We start from the raw sequence: 15,578 nt of genomic DNA on the forward strand, positions 1-15,578 counted from the left end.
GTCATGGGGATCACACGATTTATGGTACTGGATCATGCCCGTGTCCGCCCCAAGGATGGCAGCGCAATATACGCTTAAGCGCCAACCATCCACCCTTGATTGCACCATATTTGCCCAGCGCCTCTATCGCGTACTCGCTGCATGACGGCATATAGCGGCACGTCGGCGGCAAAAGCCGCGATGGGCCAAGCTGCCACAGCCGTGCAATCCAGATGAAAATCGTTTTCACAAATCGTCAAATAGGGATGATCAGGTGATTTACGAGAGCAACACAGCTGAGCGGTTTACGCAGGTGCATCACTTACGCCCCTTACCGCCGGGCCGGCGCGGTCGGCGCGGTGGATCGCCTTTACCCTCGCGTGCGCTTTTCAGGGCGTAACCCAGTTCTTTGCGCATCGTCGCGAAATCACGGGTCAGCGCTGCATCGCGGCCAATCAGGATGTGATCGTGATCGGGTAGGCCTTCAGCCGGTAACGCTTCCCAAAGAAGTTCGCGGAAACGGCGTTTGATACGGTTGCGCACCACCGCATTGCCGATCCGTTTGGTTACTGTGATACCGAATCGTGTGCCTTGGCCGTAGTTCGGGTTAGCCAGCAAAACGAAAGCGGGCCGCGCAACGCGCAGCCCGTGATTGGCAGCCAAAAAATCTTTACGCTGCCGGATAACCGCCGGTTTGGGCGGTGTGTCCATCGTATGGATTAAGCTGAGAGCTTCTTACGGCCACGAGCGCGGCGAGCGCGCAGAACCTTGCGGCCACCGACTGTAGCTTTACGCGCGAAGAAGCCGTGACGACGGGCGCGAACCAAGTTGCTGGGCTGAAAAGTACGCTTCATGAGAACACCTAAAATATCAAATAAAAAGGGCCGCCCAATCGGGGACGACCTCCGTATGCAGTGCCCGCTACGGCAGAGCGCGGTCTAAGTCAAGATAAGCCAGCATGGGTGCGGCCTGAATTTTCGGCTGCGCAATCTGGACAAAACCTTCTTGCGATTGGTTCGTCTCGGCACCAATCCAGCTTCGCATATCCTGCGCTGTCAGCCATTTTGCATCCGTAAATGCAACAGAGTTGGTCATATCATAGAATGCCCGCGCTTCACCTGCATCCATCCCCATATCTTGGTAATAGTCGAGGTAGATGCTGTTTTCCGGTGCGTTCATCGCAAAGTCTTGCGGCTGACGGCCATATTCATCGCGCCACGAATGGACCGCAAATTCCGCGCCATCATCGATTCGCCGGGTTTCGCCGGCGAGGAACAATTCCACCGCGCCGGACCGTACTGATCCGCCGGCGGGAACGTGCGTTTCCAGACCAGCCTCGCGGATCATACGCCCGACTTTGAGGTTGGCGCGGTCATCATCGGTGCCCGGTGCATCAATCAACCGGAGCGTTTGGAGCTGCGGGTAATCCCGTACCATCGCTGCAAACTGGCTGGGTGATGTGCGATCGGTAACACCCACCATTTCGGCAGTGCGGTCATCGACGATCCGGAACGGGCCGTACGCCTCAACCGCGGTGCTGGGTTTTGCCGGGCGGGCATGAACGAAACGATCTGCGCCGTCTTCGATACGCACCCAGCGCTGCGCCTGCTCATCCCATTCTTCAACATATGTCTCGACCGACAGGACCTGAGCCGAGGCGGGGACAGCGAAGAATGTCGCAAGAGCAATAAAGAGGGCCACAAGAGTGCGCATACCCATTCTATGACGCCTGTGGTGTTGCACAAACCCCAAGCGATACAGTTTCTTGGCCGTTAACTTTCTTTTTCGTACTGTGCCGTTTTGGTACGTTTGACGGGTCGACAGCTAACAATTTTACGGTCAGAACAGTTAGCGGTGAGGACCAGTCAATTTGTGGGGTGGTGCGCGTGGTCGCATTGGTCAGGACGGTCGCTTATCTAGGTCTCGAAGCGCGTGCGATCGAGGTGCAATGTCAGATTGCACCGGGAATGCCGCGCTTCGCCATTGTCGGGTTGCCGGATAAAGCAGTGGGCGAAAGCCGCGAGCGCGTGCAATCTGCCCTGTCAGCGATGGGGCTGTCGCTACCGCCCAAACGGATCACGATTAACCTGTCGCCAGCCGACTTACCCAAAGAAGGATCACACTATGACCTGCCCATTGCCCTCGCCTTGCTGGGGGCGATGGGCGTCACCGATGCGGAGCAATTATGGGATTGGGTGGCAGTGGGCGAACTGGCGCTGGATGGCCGCATAGTGGCATCGCCGGGAGTGCTGCTGGCCGCGCTCCATGCCAGCCAAGAAAATGTCGGCCTGATCTGCCCCGCAGCCCAAGGGGCGGAGGCGCGCTGGGCCAGCGGTATTCCCATCTGCGCCGCGCCCAATCTGGTCAGCTTGCTCAACCATTTGAAAGGCACACAGCGACTGCCCGACCCGGAACCCGGAACGATCGAGCCGAGAACCCCCGGGCCGGATTTGAAGCGCGTGAAAGGCCAAGAAACCGCCAAACGCGCGCTGGAAATTGCGGCGGCTGGCGGTCATAATCTGCTGATGAATGGCCCGCCTGGTGCTGGCAAAAGCCTGTTGGCATCATGCTTACCCGATATTCTACCGGAATTATCACCGAGCGAAGCGCTCGAAGTCTCGATGGTCCAGTCTGTGTCCGGCCTGATCGAAGGCGGCGCGATCAGCCGCACCCGCCCATTTCGCGCGCCGCATCATTCCGCCAGCATGGCTGCGCTGACCGGTGGCGGATTGAAAGTGAAGCCGGGCGAGGTCAGTCTGGCACATCTGGGCGTCTTGTTTCTGGATGAACTGCCCGAATTCCAGCGCGCGGTGCTCGATTCTCTGCGCCAACCACTGGAAACCGGCAAAGTCGATGTGGCGCGGGCGAACGCCCATGTGACCTATCCAGCCCGTGTCCAGTTAATTGCCGCAATGAACCCTTGCCGATGCGGACATTTGGGCGATCCCGCGCTTGCCTGCTCGCGCGCGCCCAAATGTGCCGCCGACTATCAAAGCAAGGTAAGCGGGCCGATGCTCGACCGGATTGACCTGCATGTTGATGTCGACCCGGTGAGCGCAGCAGACCTGGCCTTGCCGCCTCCTGCTGAAGGCAGCGCAGAAGTGGCAGAGCGTGTCGCTGCAGCCCGGAAAATTCAAAGCGCACGGTCTAACGAAAGCGGGGCACGCACCAATGCAGAATTGGAAGGGGACGCGCTCGATTTGTTTGCCAGCCCGGATGAAGACGGCCGGAAACTATTGATGCAGGCGGCGGAAACGATGCGGCTGTCAGCGCGGGCCTATACACGGATATTGCGCGTCGCGCGGACCATCGCCGATCTTGACGGATCAAGCGGCATTCACCGCATCCATATTGCCGAGGCGCTGAGCTACCGGAGGCAACCACCGCGCGCTTAAAACCCGTCATTTGATTATTGCAACGGTGGTTGATTTTTATTCAAGGCTTGCTTAGGCAACACAACTATGAGTGAGGACAAAAACAAAAATTTTAAGCGGGATGAGGACGATATAAAACCCAGCCCCATTAAACTGATAGAACAGTCACTGAAAGACTGCTTATCTCAAGCTGACGAATTGGAACTGCACCGTGTCAGCGCCAAAATTAGCGAAGCTATAGATGCTCTCCGCGTTGATAAATGATATTTCTGCTGTAGATTAGTTTTTTTGCACTGGCATTGATCACGCCTTATTGCTATCTGCGACACCGGTGTCATTTTAGGGTGGTGGGATTGACTAGCAACGAAAATATGATCGCCTCTGTGAGGTCGCTTGCCCGGCAAATCGCCGATCTCACAAACCGTCTCGGCCAATCAGGCGAGAAGGTAGATAAACGCGATTTCAGCAAGCGCAGCGAGCGGGTGATCCACGAGCGTGATCAGAAATTGATCGCCACTATTGCAGAGCGCGAATACAAAAACCGGCAGCAACGCAGGGCGGAATTCGGCTGCCAGATATTTGGCGAACCTGCCTGGGATATGCTGCTGGATATGGTTGTCCACTATGCCTGCCAGCGGCGGGTCAGCGTTTCCAACGCATGCCTTGCATCGGGTGCCCCCGCTACCACGGCCTTGCGGTGGATCAACTATCTGGAAGAAGAGGGTCTGGTTACGCGGATCCAATGCGAGACCGACAAACGTATTGCTTTTCTCGAGCTGTCCGACGCCGGATGGCAGAAAATGGCGCGGTATCTCTCAAGCCTGTAGAACCGCAGAACCGAATTTGATGCGCAGAATAGCTGGGCCCCTATTGCCGCCGGGCCGATTTGTGCACATGAACATAGTTGAGAAGCTGCACCAAATGGCGGGAATTGCATTTTGTCGACTATCCTCGATGTATCCTTACTGATTCATTTGGGCGCGGCATTATATATTGCCGCCTTTCTGGTTCGTGATGAATTGTGGCTGCGTGTGCTGGTCCTCGCCGGGTCAGGCTTCTACATTCTGTACTATTTCCTGTTCCCCGCCGAACCATTGTGGGACGCGATCATCACCAGCCTTATTCTGGTGCTCGCCAATCTGATCGTACTGGCCCAAATCATTTTGGAGCGGACAACCCTTCGCTTGAGTGGAGAGGAAAAACAGCTGTTTGATGCGTTTGAAACGCTGGCGCCGGGGCAGTTCCGCCACGTAGCCAAATTGGCGCAGTGGAAGACCGCGACAGATCCGGACGGGACTGTCATGACCCGCGAAGCGGAACCTTCGCGGGCGCTGTTTTACGTATTTAAAGGCGTAATATCGGTCGATAAATCGGGGCGGCAGTTCCGCTTGCCCGAAGGCAATTTTGTGGGTGAAATTGCCTATGTTCTGGGCCGGGACACAACGGCCACAACAGTCGCCCCGGAAGGCGTGCGCTATGTCGAATGGTCGGCTGACGCCCTGCGCAAGCTCAGCAAAAAGAAACCCAATCTGGGCAATGCAATCACCGCGCTGTTGACGCGCGATCTGGCTAAGAAATTGAGCACCAGCTATCGGCCAAATTCGGCCATGCCGGCCAATAGCGAAACGGAAAAATTGCTGGCCGACGCATAGGCCTGCCCGCGCGGGCTGGTACCGCCCCGCCCGTTCAATCAGCCATTGACGGCGCGTGCAGATGTTCCCGCCAGATGCGCGACATTGCCATTCTTGCCAAATTTTCCCGGAACGGCAGTGGTGCCGTCTGCCCGGACACCTAGATTTTCAGGCTCCGTCAGTCGCAAATCCTCAGGCCCCAAAATACGGCCATCATGTGACAAGATGGATACCGGGCCGATGGGCAACCGATCTACTTCATCAACAAGTACCGGGTTTTCGGTAATCTCTACGCCGTATTTCTGACCCCATTGGCGCAGCGCCAGCATGGCAGGCAATAAATCGAAGCCCTTTTCTGTCAGACGGTATTCGATCCGGCGTTTATCATCGGCGCAAGGCTCCCGATTGAGAATGCCATGCGCCACCAGATTGGCCAGCCGGTTCGACAAGATATTACGAGCGATACCGAGCTCTGTCAGGAATTCTTCAAAATGGTGCAGCCCGTTAAAGCTTGCGCGCAGGATCATGAATGACCAGCGTTCGCCCATTACTTCCAATGCGCCCGGTAGACCGCAATCGGTCAATTCGTTCAGCGGCTCTCTTAGATCGCCCATATTTTTCTTTCCTTATGGGAACACTCTAACGCGCTTTGCGTATCCCTCAATATCCAAATTAAGTTTTTAGTTGCAACTTGCAATCTATCTAACTAGGTAGTGATTCGCAACTGGTTATCTAGATCGGCCAGTTGGAATATATTTCAACAACCAACACTCTCTCTAAAGGAAGCTGACATGACCCTCTCCCCTTCACTGTCGAATAAGCTGTTCCGCACTGTAGGCGCTGCCTCAGTTGCTCTGCTTTATAGCACTCTCACTATCGGCGCCGCTGTGACCCCCACCGCCGCCGAAGCGCGCTCAAGCGGCCCATATTACACAGTTGAGCTGGCCCAGCCGGCTAGCGAATCCCGCATGATTGTGCGCGGCACTGTATTCCGCTGCGAAGGCACCAGCTGCGTAGCCGGCAAAGGCACATCGCGCCCGGTCGTTATGTGTCAGCGTCTGGCCCGTGAAGTGGGCACCATCACGAAGTTCACCAGCAAAGGCAACGAGCTGGCGGCAGACAAGCTGGCCAAGTGTAACGGCAAGTAATCCCCACCCCCTGAACTATCACGACCCTATCCTCACCCTCATCCTCTTAAATGATAGGGTTACTTCAGCGGCCTCCGGTATGATCCGGGGGCCGTTTTTTATCAGCCAGCATAGGCCCTGTCAGAGTATAAGACCGCGCGCCTTAAGGTCTGCTTCCAAGGTGGGTGCATCGGTGAACAAATGTGTTTGCCAACCAAGCCTGTCCGCGCTGGCAATATTGGCGGCGTTATCATCAATGAACAGCATATCCCTCGCCGGAAAACCAAACCGCTGCTCCGCCAATTGGAAAATCGCCGGATCAGGCTTCACCAGCTTTTCCGTACCGGACACTACCGTATCGCGCAGCAAATCCAGTTCGGGCCGTGTCGGCCGGAATTGCGCCCAAAACTCGTCCCCAAAATTGGTGATCGCAAACAGCGGCACCGCGGCTGCATCAAGCCGGTTCATCAAATCAGCAGTACCGGGGATCGGCCCTGGGATCGTCTCCAGAAAGCGATCCCGATAGGCCTCTATCAAGCTGGCATATTGAGGAAACTCAGCCTGCCGTTCGGGCACCATATCCGCAAGATCGCGGCCGGCATCGTGCTGAAAATGCCATTCCTCGGTTACAACATTGGTCAAAAACCAATCAAGCTCGTCCGCATCCTCAATCAACCGGGCAAACAGATAGCGCAGATTCCATCTGACTATCACCCGCCCGACGTCAAACACCACGGCAGCAATCTGGCCGTTTTTCTGCATATCGCTGAAACCTGCCTCAGACATACAAAAAGCCCCCGCTTTCGCAGAGGCTCCTGTAATTAATGATGTGATCTATGCCGCCGCGAGACCATCGCGGCGTAGGCATATTAGCCCTGACGCGCCTTGAAACGGCGGTTGGTTTTGTTGATCACATAGGTACGACCACGGCGGCGAATAACGCGGCAATCGCGGTGACGGTTTTTCAGCGACTTGAGGCTGTTACGGATTTTCATCGATCGATTTCCAAAAAGAAGGGCACCGGAGACAGACCCCGATGCCGGAATTTCAGTCGCGCAGTTAGGCGGCGAATCATAATCAGTCAAGGTATTGTCGGCGCAATATCTGCCTTTCGCCGCCCTATTCGCCGCGAATTTCACCCAGCTTGCGTTCCCATTGCAATGCGTGGGCGATAATCTCGTCCAGATTGGCGTGTTTTGGCTGCCACGGCAGAGTGGCGCGAATACGCGACGGGTCCGAAATAAGCGCCGCAGGATCGCCGGCGCGGCGCGGCTCCATCACCCGGGTGATTGTCCGGTTTGTGACACGGTCCACCGCATCCAGCACTTCCAATACAGAGAACCCATCGCCATAGCCGCAATTCATGGTGAGCGAACGCTCCGGCTGTTCAATCAGCGCCTCCAGCGCCAGCACATGCGCCGCCGCTAGATCGGAAACATGGATATAGTCGCGGACGCCAGTGCCATCTGCGGTGTCATAATCAGTGCCGAAAACAGCAACGGACTCGCGCTTGCCCAATGCGGCCTCAACCGCCACTTTAATCAGGTGGGTAGCCCCCGCCGTGGATTGCCCGCTGCGCGCCTGCGGATCTGCCCCGGCGACGTTGAAATAGCGCAAAGCACAAAAATTCAGATCATGTGCAAAGGCTGTGTCACCCAGCATCTGCTCGGTCATCAGCTTTGACCAGCCATAGGGGTTGATGGGTTTTTGCGGGGTATCCTCTGTTACCGGCGACACTTCTGGCACGCCATATGTCGCGGCGGTCGAACTGAAGATGAAATGGGGCACGCCGCCGGTTACGGCAGCGTCAATCAACGCCCGACTTTTGACGGTGTTGTTGTGATAATATTTGAGCGGGTTCTCGACCGATTCGGGGACCACAATCGATCCGGCAAAATGCATGATTGCCCCGACCTTCTGCTCGGCAATGATGCGAACCAACAATGCGCCGTCTTCGATGTCACCTTCATAAAACTGGACCGCATCTGGAACGGCGAAACGGAAACCCGTGGTAAGATTGTCCACCACAGCCACGGGCCAACCCGCATCCAACAATGCCAGCACTGCATGGCTTCCAATATATCCAGCACCGCCGGTAACGAGGACTGTTGGTTTCGACATAACGTTAAGCGCCTTCCCGTAAAATTTGGCCTTCATTAGCAATTCAGGCCAAGCGATTAGTTAACGCCGGACAAGTTTGTTTACCAGTCTTTGCCTCAGGCAGTCTGGCATCGGCTGGCTAAGCCGCGTATGGGGATTTCAGGAGACGTCTTATGAAAATGCAGAACTTTGCCGCTGCCGCTATTCTTGCAGCCACCTTGTCGGCCTGCGTCGCTGGCCCGCGGGTCAGCCCGGTTGAAATCACGCGCTTCCATCAAACTGCCACCGTTGCCCAGTTGGGTACAGGAACAGTCTTTATCGAAAGCGCCCCTGATGATGGAGTGATTGCGGTTGATCTGTCGCCTTACAAATCCGCGCTCGCGGCTGAACTGACAGAGCTGGGTTACCGCGAGGTTGCCCGCGATGATGCGCAATATATCGCGCAAGTTTCTGTAGATCGCTATATCGCGCAGGAAGAGCGTAAGCAAAACCCCGTCAGCGTCGGTGTTGGCGGGTCAACCGGTTCTTACGGCTCAGGTCTGGGATTGGGCATTGGCCTCAATCTTGGCGGCGGACAGCGAGAAATGGTTGGCACGGACATGGCGGTTCGCATTCGCGATGCAGCGTCTAGTGATGTTTTGTGGGAAGGCCGCGCCAGCTTTGCGGTAAGTGACAATTCATCTTTGTCCGATAGCGCATCCAACGCGTCTGCAATCGCAGACGCTCTGTTCCGCGAGTTTCCCGGCAATAATGGTGAAACCGTTGAGGTAAGGGTCGCAAATTGACACAGATTCATATCGATGCCGCATTCGACAGCGGCAATATCGAAGTATTGGCCATTGATGGCACAACAGCCCGTCTGGCGATCAAGCACGATCACCAGTCGGAGTTTAAGCAGTGGTTCCATTTCCGCGTCTGCGGAGCGGCCGGGCAAGAAATCGAACTCAAGATGGAGCAGATGGAAAGCTCTGCCTATCCGGGCGGCTGGCCAAATTACAATGCCCGCGTAAGCGAAGACCGCGAATATTGGGGCGTTGCAGCGACAACCTATGACCCAAAGCAAAATGGCGGGACGCTGACCATTCGCCACACCCCGGCGAGCGACATTGCCTATTTTGCGTACTTCGCGCCGTATTCAATGGAGCGCCATCATGATCTGGTGGCAGAATGCGCAGCCAGCGAAGATGTGACGTATGAACGGATCGGCGAAACGCTCGATGGCCAACCGCTCGACTATCTCAGCTTTGGCGAGGGTGACACACAGGTCTGGCTCTATGCCCGCCAGCACCCCGGCGAAACGCAAGCAGAATGGTGGATGGAAGGCGCGCTGGAATGCCTGACCGACCTCAGCGATACAGTGGCCCGCGAATTGCGCCGTAAATGCACATTCCATGTGGTACCCAACTGCAATCCTGACGGGTCACGCCGCGGCCATCTGCGCACCAACGCGGTGGGTGCCAATCTCAACCGAGAATGGCTGGATCCGGCGGATAACCGCGCACCGGAGGTAAAAGCCATTTTGGCCAAGATGGACCAAACCGGCGTCGATTTTGCGATGGATATTCACGGCGATGAAGCCATTCCCGCAGTATTTCTTGCAGGGTACGAGGGCATTCCCGGCCTGACCCAGGACCATCTTGACCAGTATAATCGCTACGAAGCGATCCTTGATCGGCGCACACCCGATTTCCAAACCAAGCTGGGTTATCCCAAAACTCCGGCGGGCAAAGGCAATTTGGGGATGTCGACCAATCAAGTAGCGCACCGTTTCGGCTGCCCCGCGATGACGCTGGAAATGCCGTATAAAGACAATGACGATGCGCCGGATGCAGAGCAGAACTGGTCGCCTGAACGCTGCAAAATGCTGGGCCGCGATTGTCTGGCTGCCTTGCTTGAATTTCTGGACGGCTAACAGGCTCCCAGTCATCTACGCTTCATCAATGTAAACTCGTTTGCGCCCAACTTACCTTCTGGCCCGCTTTCCGCTACACTTTAGCGCGGGGATAGAAGGAGAATGACAGTGCAGAAGCAGGCAACCTTTGATCGGCGGCGGTTTATAATTGGCACAGCGGCAGTCGGCGCGCTCTTGCCATTTGGTTCTTTGGCGCAAGCACAAGGCCTCAATATTGGCAGCTTGCTGGGTTCCGCATCGGATGGCGCGCTGGATAAGCTATCGGTCCCCGGCGCTTTCTACGGCGACAAAGATGTTCGCATCGGCCTGCCATTTGTCGGCAATAGCGGCGGTTTGCTTGGATCGATTCTGGGCGCAGGGCAGAAGCTGGGCATTCTTGATGGGCTGATTAAGTCGGTCAATAATGCCGCTGGTCTCGCTGCCGGAGAAGCCAAGCCGATCTTCCGCAACGCGATCAACGATATTTCCTTCAACGATGTCCCCGGAATCGTCAAAACTGGCGATGGCGGAACGCAATATCTGCGCAGCAGCGCCAATGATGATCTGCACAGCAAATTGAAGCCGCTGATCGACACCGCTTTGGGCGATCTGGGTGCCTATCGGCAGCTCGATTCTCTATCGCAGCAACACAGCTTTGTCCGCAAAGTCGGCCTGTCACGCGATGGCATGAGCACGACCGTGACCGATCAAGGGCTGGACGGTATCTTCAACTATATGAGCAAGGAAGAGCGCAGCCTGCGCGCCAACCCCTTGGACACCGTCGGAAAAGTCTTCAAGGGTCTTTTCTAAGACGCAGCCAAGACGGCTATCTGAGGCTGGTTAGGTGAGGCTGGCGGGGCCGAATGCCTCTGGCAGCAGCACGCTTAACTTCACGCGCCTTACGGTATCCGCGCCGACACACAGAATGTCCGGATCGGTACTGCCGAGCTGCGCCAGCTCGTTCAGAACCTGACGGCAGCGGCCGCAGGGGGTGATGGGATCCGCCGCGGGGCCGGTCACTGCCACCGCTTCCAAGCCGCCGCGCACACCCTGTGCCATCGCATTCGCCACGGCGACAGTTTCTGCGCATAGCGCCAAGCCATAGCTCGCATTTTCGATATTGGTGCCAGTCACAACGCTGCCATCAGCAAAACGAAGCGCGGCCCCAACCGCGAAGTTGGAATAGGGTGAGTATGAATTGTCAGCCGCAGCGCGGGCTGCGGCGATCAGATTGTCATCGGTCATATGCCTGTACCCATAGCCCGATCATGGCTGCACGGCGACCCATTCGATGGGCTGTTCAGACGCGGCAGACTGCAAATGCTGATTGGCCGACCAGAGCAGCCAGGGGCGCTGCGTATAAGTCGGCGCAAAACGCGTCTGGCTGACCCACAAATTGCGTTCCAGCTTGGCAGAGATCGCGTATTGCTCCTCAAATTCCGCAGATATCTTCAGGATCGCTGGCTTGCCGGTATGGTTCTCGATCTGGTTGATCAAGGTCATCAACTCGCTTTCAATCGCGGCATCGCTCACGCGTTTGGGACAATCCTTGGCAGTGATCGTCAATGCAATTGCAGACGGTAGCAGATCGCCTTGGCGGGGGACCATGGTTGCAAAATTGGCCGACTGGCCATCAGCCAGCACACACGGATCGAAATTATGCGCCGCCCCGACCTGTAAACCGGCTTCTTTGGCCGCAGCGTAATTGCGGGTGAACCGGGCGTCTTGTCCCTTGGCACCCTCACTCGCTTCCAGATAGACAAAACTAGCACCGATCGCGCCCAAGGTCCGAAAGTTCACCAAGCCATTACCGGCACCGACAAATGCGCCTTGGTCGGGATAGACACTTTCTTCCGGCGTCCAGTGCTGCACATCCCACCACAGCCACACTGCCCCCGCAGCAACCAATAGCAGCAGCAGGGCAATTGCGCGCCACAGCCACCCACGGGATTTTCGTTTGCGCGCCACTGCCCAGCTATCCCTTAATATGAAGCACGCAGATCAGCGTAAACAGTCGGCGCGCAGTCGCAAAGTCGGTTTCTACTTTGCCTTCCAGCCGTTCCAACAGCAATTCCGCTGCGCCATTATGAACACCCCTGCGTGCCATATCGATCGTTTCGATTTCTGTTGGAGTCGCTTTGCGGATCGCTTGATAATAACTATCGCAAATCGCAAAATAATCCCGGATGGGGCGGCGAAAACGGGCCAGACCCAAGATCAGCGATTCGAGCAATTGCCCCTCTGGCGTGGTAATCGTGAGCGCCAAACGGCCATCCTGCACGGCCAATGCCAAATGGTACGGGCCATTATGCCCGGCCTCTGCCGCGCGAACCGGTTTGAAGGTATTTTCTTCGATCAAATCGAAGATTGCGACTCGCCGTTCCTGCTCAATATCCGCGCTGCGCCACAGGATCGTATCCTCGTCGAGCGTGATATCGGCAATCCGCCAATTTGGGTTTGGAATATCCGGCATAGAGCGCCTCCCTTCGCAGATGCAGAGGGGGCGGCGCAACCCTTTCGGCAGTCATCCCCACTATCCACAAACCGATTTGTCGCAATTGCCTTGCCATTGGGTGCTCGGCCCGCGCAAAGACGCCCCATGACCGAGCATGATCTTCTTGAGCGCCCTTCCCCTGATACCAACGATGTGACGGTAAAAAGCCCTGCACTGCCCGCGAATATAGAGGCTGAGGCGGCATATTTGGGTGCCGTGCTGATCGACAACCGGGTGATTGAAGAACTGCCGACGACGATTCGCCCCGAGCATTTTTTTGAACCGGTCCATCAGCGCGTCTACGAACGCGTGCTGACCTTGCTCGATCGCGGTGCGGTTGTGACGCCCGTTACGCTGAAACCTTATTTTGAGGCAGATGAAGCGTTGAAAGAGCTGGGCGGGATCACTTACCTCGCCCGCCTGACAGCAGACGGCCAGGGCCTGCTCGCCCCGCGTGAATTGGCGCAGCAAATTTACGATCTGGCATTGTTGCGGGAACTGGTCAGCGTCGGGCGCAATCTGGTCGAGGGCGCTCTGGATACGTCGGTAGACGTCGCGCCGATGCAGCAGATTGAATTGGCTGAAGCGTCTCTGTTCAATGTCGCAGAAGGCGCCGGCGGACAAAGCGAAGCCTCTTCCTTCAGCCTGGCATCGCATAAAGCGCTGGGCCTGATTGAAACCGCGATTAATTCTGGCGGCAGTATCTCCGGCAAGACGACCGGTCTGACCAGTATCAACCAGAAGATCGGTGGCTTGCACGATTCCGATTTGATCATTCTGGCTGGCCGCCCCGGCATGGGTAAAACCTCGCTCGTCACCAATATCGCATTTAACTGTGCGGACAGATTTTTGCGCGATCAGGCAGACGGGATTGAAAAGTCGGTTGGAGCGCCGGTCGCCTTTTTCAGTCTGGAGATGAGCGCAGACCAGCTGGCCACGCGTATTTTGTCGGAACAAGCGGGTATTTCATCAGAAGCGTTGAGGATGGGTAAGATTAGCCGCGAGGATTTCCAACGGCTCAGCTTTGCCAGCCAGCGCCTTGCCGATCTGCCGCTATTTATCGATGATACGCCTGCGCTGACGATCGCAGCGTTGCGCACGCGCGCACGGCGTCTGAAACGCAAACATGACATCGGTTTAATCGTGGTCGATTACCTGCAATTGCTGCAAGGAACCGGCCGCGCGAATGACAACCGGGTCAACGAGATTTCGGAAATTTCCCGTGGTTTGAAAACGCTGGCCAAGGAATTGGAAGTGCCCGTGATTGCGCTGTCCCAGCTCAGCCGGGCGGTGGAACAACGCGAAGACAAAACACCGATGCTGTCCGATTTGCGCGAATCCGGTTCGATTGAACAAGACGCGGATATGGTCTGGTTCGTCTACCGGGAGGATTATTACGTCCAATCAAAAGAACCCAAACGGCCCATCGAAACCGATGATCAAAAGGTTCATGAAGCGCACGCAGCATGGATGGCAGAAATGGAACAGGTATTCGGGCTCGCCGAACTGGTGGTCGCGAAACAGCGGCACGGTTCCACCGGCAAAGTGCGGATGAAATTTGAAGCGCGGATCACCAAATTCTCCGACCTTGCCGATGACGATCCACGTGCCAATTACGACAGCTCGCTTTAATTAATCCGCTACACCTAATTCCCGGCATTCAGACTGCGGGTGACGGTGTAATCCAGCGTCGTCACCAAAAACCATCCCAGCCGCCATTTCAGCTGGGTCCAGGGGTTGCTGCGCTGTTTGTGCACGGCATAGGTGACGTGCTGTGACGCGTCTGCCAGATCATCGATAAATTCCCGCATCCGCTGCGCCAAGGCCGCATCCTCCACCCGGAACATCATTTCCAAATTCAGCCTGATGGATCGGTGATCAAAATTGGCGCTGCCGAAATAGGTAATGTCATCAATCACGATCAGCTTCATATGAAGCTTGCTCGGCTGGAATTCATAAATGTCCGCGCCTTTGCGCAGCATCCCGCCATATAGCGCACGCGCAGCGCCAATGGTCGCTCCATTATCCGATTTACCCGCCATTATCAGGCGCGCCGCACCCCGTTTTGCAATCCGCTTGATTAATCGCCGGAAGCTCAGCGGTGGGGAGAAATACGCCATCACCAGATCGAGCCGTTTGGCCCGTATCAAGTCCCGTTTAACCCGCCGCGCCCAATTGCTGGGGGCCCGGGTGGGGCCGCCCACGGTAAGCTGCACCGGGCCATCGCCGGGCTCCCAATCGCGCACCAGTTGGCGCACGGCACGGAACTGGCTGGTCCCGTCGGTTGCCCAGCTCCAAAGGTTCTCGAACCAATCGCACAACGGCTCGGTTGCGCCGCCAACCATCCGGACCCCAAGATCGGTCCATCCGTTTTCACTTGGGGGGGCAAAGTAATGTTCCGATACGTTGAACCCGCCGACCAATGCCGTTTCCTTATCCGCCACAACCATCTTTTGATGGTTCCGGATGAAGTAACGGCGCGACCATTTGGCAGAGAAGACAGCGAACGAGCCGCCCGCTTCGATGATCGGGGCAAAGAACCCATCGCTGGCATCGGTGCCAAACCGATCAACCAGCAGCCTGACATCGACACCGCGCTTGGCCGCATCAGCAAGCGCATCGCGCACTTGCCGCCCGGCTCCGTCATCTTGAAACATATAGTAGAATACGCGCAGCGACGTCTGCGCCTGTGTGATTACATCCAGCAACATTTGCAGGCGATCACGCCCGGATGGCAAGAAGGTGAAAGCCGTGCCTTGGGCGTCGACCGAAAACGGTGACGGGTCGCTATATTCGAGAGAGGAAGCTGTGTCGGGCACGTTTCCTATCTGGCGATGCCGCAACGCCGCGGCAACCCCCCATGCTGTTGCCCCAATGCTATTGCCTCCCTGCTGCTGATCTCATGCTGTTGACTGCGGCGATGGCCCGCAAATTCTTGACTCGCGCGCAAGCTCTGCCTATTTGGCGTTCTTTCCCGAAACA

The 15,578-nt window shown here is 56.5% G+C and carries 21 protein-coding genes; 9 read left to right on the forward strand and 12 right to left on the reverse strand.

Annotated features, from left to right (window positions below):
• Positions 1–19 precede the first annotated feature (19 nt).
• The 4 genes from yidD to HKD42_RS09680 form a co-directional block, all read right to left on the reverse strand.
• On the reverse strand, positions 20–229 hold the full coding sequence (gene yidD / locus HKD42_RS09665; RefSeq protein WP_170012850.1) for a membrane protein insertion efficiency factor YidD: 210 nt from the start codon (positions 227–229) through the stop codon (positions 20–22).
• Between the two features lie 68 nt (positions 230–297).
• Positions 298–690: a ribonuclease P protein component gene (gene rnpA, locus HKD42_RS09670; RefSeq protein WP_170012852.1), complete on the reverse strand. Its 393-nt coding sequence runs from the start codon at positions 688–690 to the stop codon at positions 298–300.
• 8 nt (positions 691–698) lie between these two features.
• A complete protein-coding gene (gene rpmH, locus HKD42_RS09675; RefSeq protein ID WP_170012854.1) occupies positions 699–833 on the reverse strand; it encodes a 50S ribosomal protein L34 in 135 nt (44 codons plus the stop codon).
• A 67-nt stretch (positions 834–900) separates the two neighbouring features.
• Positions 901–1,698, reverse strand: a complete 798-nt coding sequence (locus HKD42_RS09680; protein ID WP_246236954.1) for an alpha/beta hydrolase — start codon at positions 1,696–1,698, stop codon at positions 901–903.
• 167 nt (positions 1,699–1,865) lie between these two features.
• On the opposite strand from HKD42_RS09680, the gene HKD42_RS09685 reads away from it, so the two are divergent.
• The 4 genes from HKD42_RS09685 (at position 1,866) to HKD42_RS09700 (ending at position 5,005) form a co-directional block, all read left to right on the forward strand.
• Positions 1,866–3,374: a YifB family Mg chelatase-like AAA ATPase gene (locus HKD42_RS09685; RefSeq protein WP_170012856.1), complete on the forward strand. Its 1,509-nt coding sequence runs from the start codon at positions 1,866–1,868 to the stop codon at positions 3,372–3,374.
• 66 nt (positions 3,375–3,440) lie between these two features.
• Entirely contained in the window at positions 3,441–3,617 is a 177-nt protein-coding gene (locus HKD42_RS09690; RefSeq protein WP_170012858.1) for a hypothetical protein, read from the forward strand.
• A gap of 89 nt (positions 3,618–3,706) precedes the next feature.
• The gene (locus HKD42_RS09695; RefSeq protein ID WP_170012860.1) at positions 3,707–4,180 is read left to right on the forward strand and encodes a helix-turn-helix domain-containing protein; all 474 of its coding nucleotides are present in this window, start codon (positions 3,707–3,709) and stop codon (positions 4,178–4,180) included.
• A 111-nt stretch (positions 4,181–4,291) separates the two neighbouring features.
• A complete protein-coding gene (locus tag HKD42_RS09700) occupies positions 4,292–5,005 on the forward strand; it encodes a cyclic nucleotide-binding domain-containing protein (protein WP_246236955.1) in 714 nt (237 codons plus the stop codon).
• Between the two features lie 38 nt (positions 5,006–5,043).
• On the opposite strand, the gene HKD42_RS09705 is transcribed toward HKD42_RS09700, so the two are convergent.
• Positions 5,044–5,598 carry a winged helix-turn-helix transcriptional regulator gene (locus HKD42_RS09705; protein ID WP_170012862.1) on the reverse strand — a complete coding sequence of 185 codons (555 nt, stop codon included), beginning with the start codon at positions 5,596–5,598 and terminating at the stop codon, positions 5,044–5,046.
• A gap of 177 nt (positions 5,599–5,775) precedes the next feature.
• On the opposite strand from HKD42_RS09705, the gene HKD42_RS09710 reads away from it, so the two are divergent.
• Entirely contained in the window at positions 5,776–6,132 is a 357-nt protein-coding gene (locus HKD42_RS09710; protein ID WP_170012864.1) for a CC_3452 family protein, read from the forward strand.
• A gap of 120 nt (positions 6,133–6,252) precedes the next feature.
• On the opposite strand, the gene HKD42_RS09715 is transcribed toward HKD42_RS09710, so the two are convergent.
• The 3 genes from HKD42_RS09715 to galE form a co-directional block, all read right to left on the reverse strand.
• Positions 6,253–6,897 (reverse strand): HAD family hydrolase, encoded by a 645-nt coding sequence (locus HKD42_RS09715; protein ID WP_246236956.1) that lies wholly within the window; start codon positions 6,895–6,897, stop codon positions 6,253–6,255.
• Between the two features lie 83 nt (positions 6,898–6,980).
• The gene (gene ykgO, locus HKD42_RS09720; protein ID WP_007165381.1) at positions 6,981–7,106 is read right to left on the reverse strand and encodes a type B 50S ribosomal protein L36; all 126 of its coding nucleotides are present in this window, start codon (positions 7,104–7,106) and stop codon (positions 6,981–6,983) included.
• 124 nt (positions 7,107–7,230) lie between these two features.
• Positions 7,231–8,232 (reverse strand): UDP-glucose 4-epimerase GalE, encoded by a 1,002-nt coding sequence (galE, locus tag HKD42_RS09725; RefSeq protein ID WP_170012866.1) that lies wholly within the window; start codon positions 8,230–8,232, stop codon positions 7,231–7,233.
• Between the two features lie 152 nt (positions 8,233–8,384).
• Here galE and HKD42_RS09730 point away from each other — a divergent pair, with 152 nt between their 5' ends.
• From HKD42_RS09730 to HKD42_RS09740, 3 genes are all read left to right on the forward strand, one after another.
• Complete coding sequence (locus HKD42_RS09730) at positions 8,385–8,996, forward strand: DUF4136 domain-containing protein (protein WP_170012868.1); 612 nt, start codon at positions 8,385–8,387, stop codon at positions 8,994–8,996.
• Positions 8,993–10,123 (forward strand): M14 family metallopeptidase, encoded by a 1,131-nt coding sequence (locus HKD42_RS09735; RefSeq protein WP_170012870.1) that lies wholly within the window; start codon positions 8,993–8,995, stop codon positions 10,121–10,123. Before HKD42_RS09730 ends, HKD42_RS09735 begins: the two co-directional genes overlap by 4 nt.
• Positions 10,124–10,225: 102 nt before the next feature.
• Positions 10,226–10,912 carry a DUF4197 domain-containing protein gene (locus tag HKD42_RS09740; protein WP_170012872.1) on the forward strand — a complete coding sequence of 229 codons (687 nt, stop codon included), beginning with the start codon at positions 10,226–10,228 and terminating at the stop codon, positions 10,910–10,912.
• A 30-nt stretch (positions 10,913–10,942) separates the two neighbouring features.
• On the opposite strand, the gene cdd is transcribed toward HKD42_RS09740, so the two are convergent.
• From cdd to HKD42_RS09755, 3 genes are read right to left on the reverse strand one after another with little or no spacing between them, the layout of a single operon-like run.
• Positions 10,943–11,347: a cytidine deaminase gene (gene cdd / locus HKD42_RS09745; protein ID WP_170012874.1), complete on the reverse strand. Its 405-nt coding sequence runs from the start codon at positions 11,345–11,347 to the stop codon at positions 10,943–10,945.
• A gap of 21 nt (positions 11,348–11,368) precedes the next feature.
• Entirely contained in the window at positions 11,369–12,070 is a 702-nt protein-coding gene (locus tag HKD42_RS09750; protein ID WP_170012876.1) for a GH25 family lysozyme, read from the reverse strand.
• 7 nt (positions 12,071–12,077) lie between these two features.
• On the reverse strand, positions 12,078–12,575 hold the full coding sequence (locus HKD42_RS09755) for a UPF0262 family protein (RefSeq protein WP_211483575.1): 498 nt from the start codon (positions 12,573–12,575) through the stop codon (positions 12,078–12,080).
• A 126-nt stretch (positions 12,576–12,701) separates the two neighbouring features.
• Between HKD42_RS09755 and HKD42_RS09760 the strand changes: the two genes are divergently transcribed.
• Entirely contained in the window at positions 12,702–14,228 is a 1,527-nt protein-coding gene (locus tag HKD42_RS09760) for a replicative DNA helicase (protein ID WP_170012878.1), read from the forward strand.
• 14 nt (positions 14,229–14,242) lie between these two features.
• Here HKD42_RS09760 and HKD42_RS09765 read toward each other — a convergent pair whose 3' ends face one another.
• Positions 14,243–15,415: a phospholipase D-like domain-containing protein gene (locus HKD42_RS09765; RefSeq protein WP_343042306.1), complete on the reverse strand. Its 1,173-nt coding sequence runs from the start codon at positions 15,413–15,415 to the stop codon at positions 14,243–14,245.
• Between the last annotated feature and the right edge of the window lie 163 nt (positions 15,416–15,578).

The sequence above is a fragment of the Pontixanthobacter rizhaonensis genome, from assembly GCF_012972675.1.
In the GTDB taxonomy this organism is placed as follows: domain Bacteria; phylum Pseudomonadota; class Alphaproteobacteria; order Sphingomonadales; family Sphingomonadaceae; genus Pontixanthobacter; species Pontixanthobacter rizhaonensis.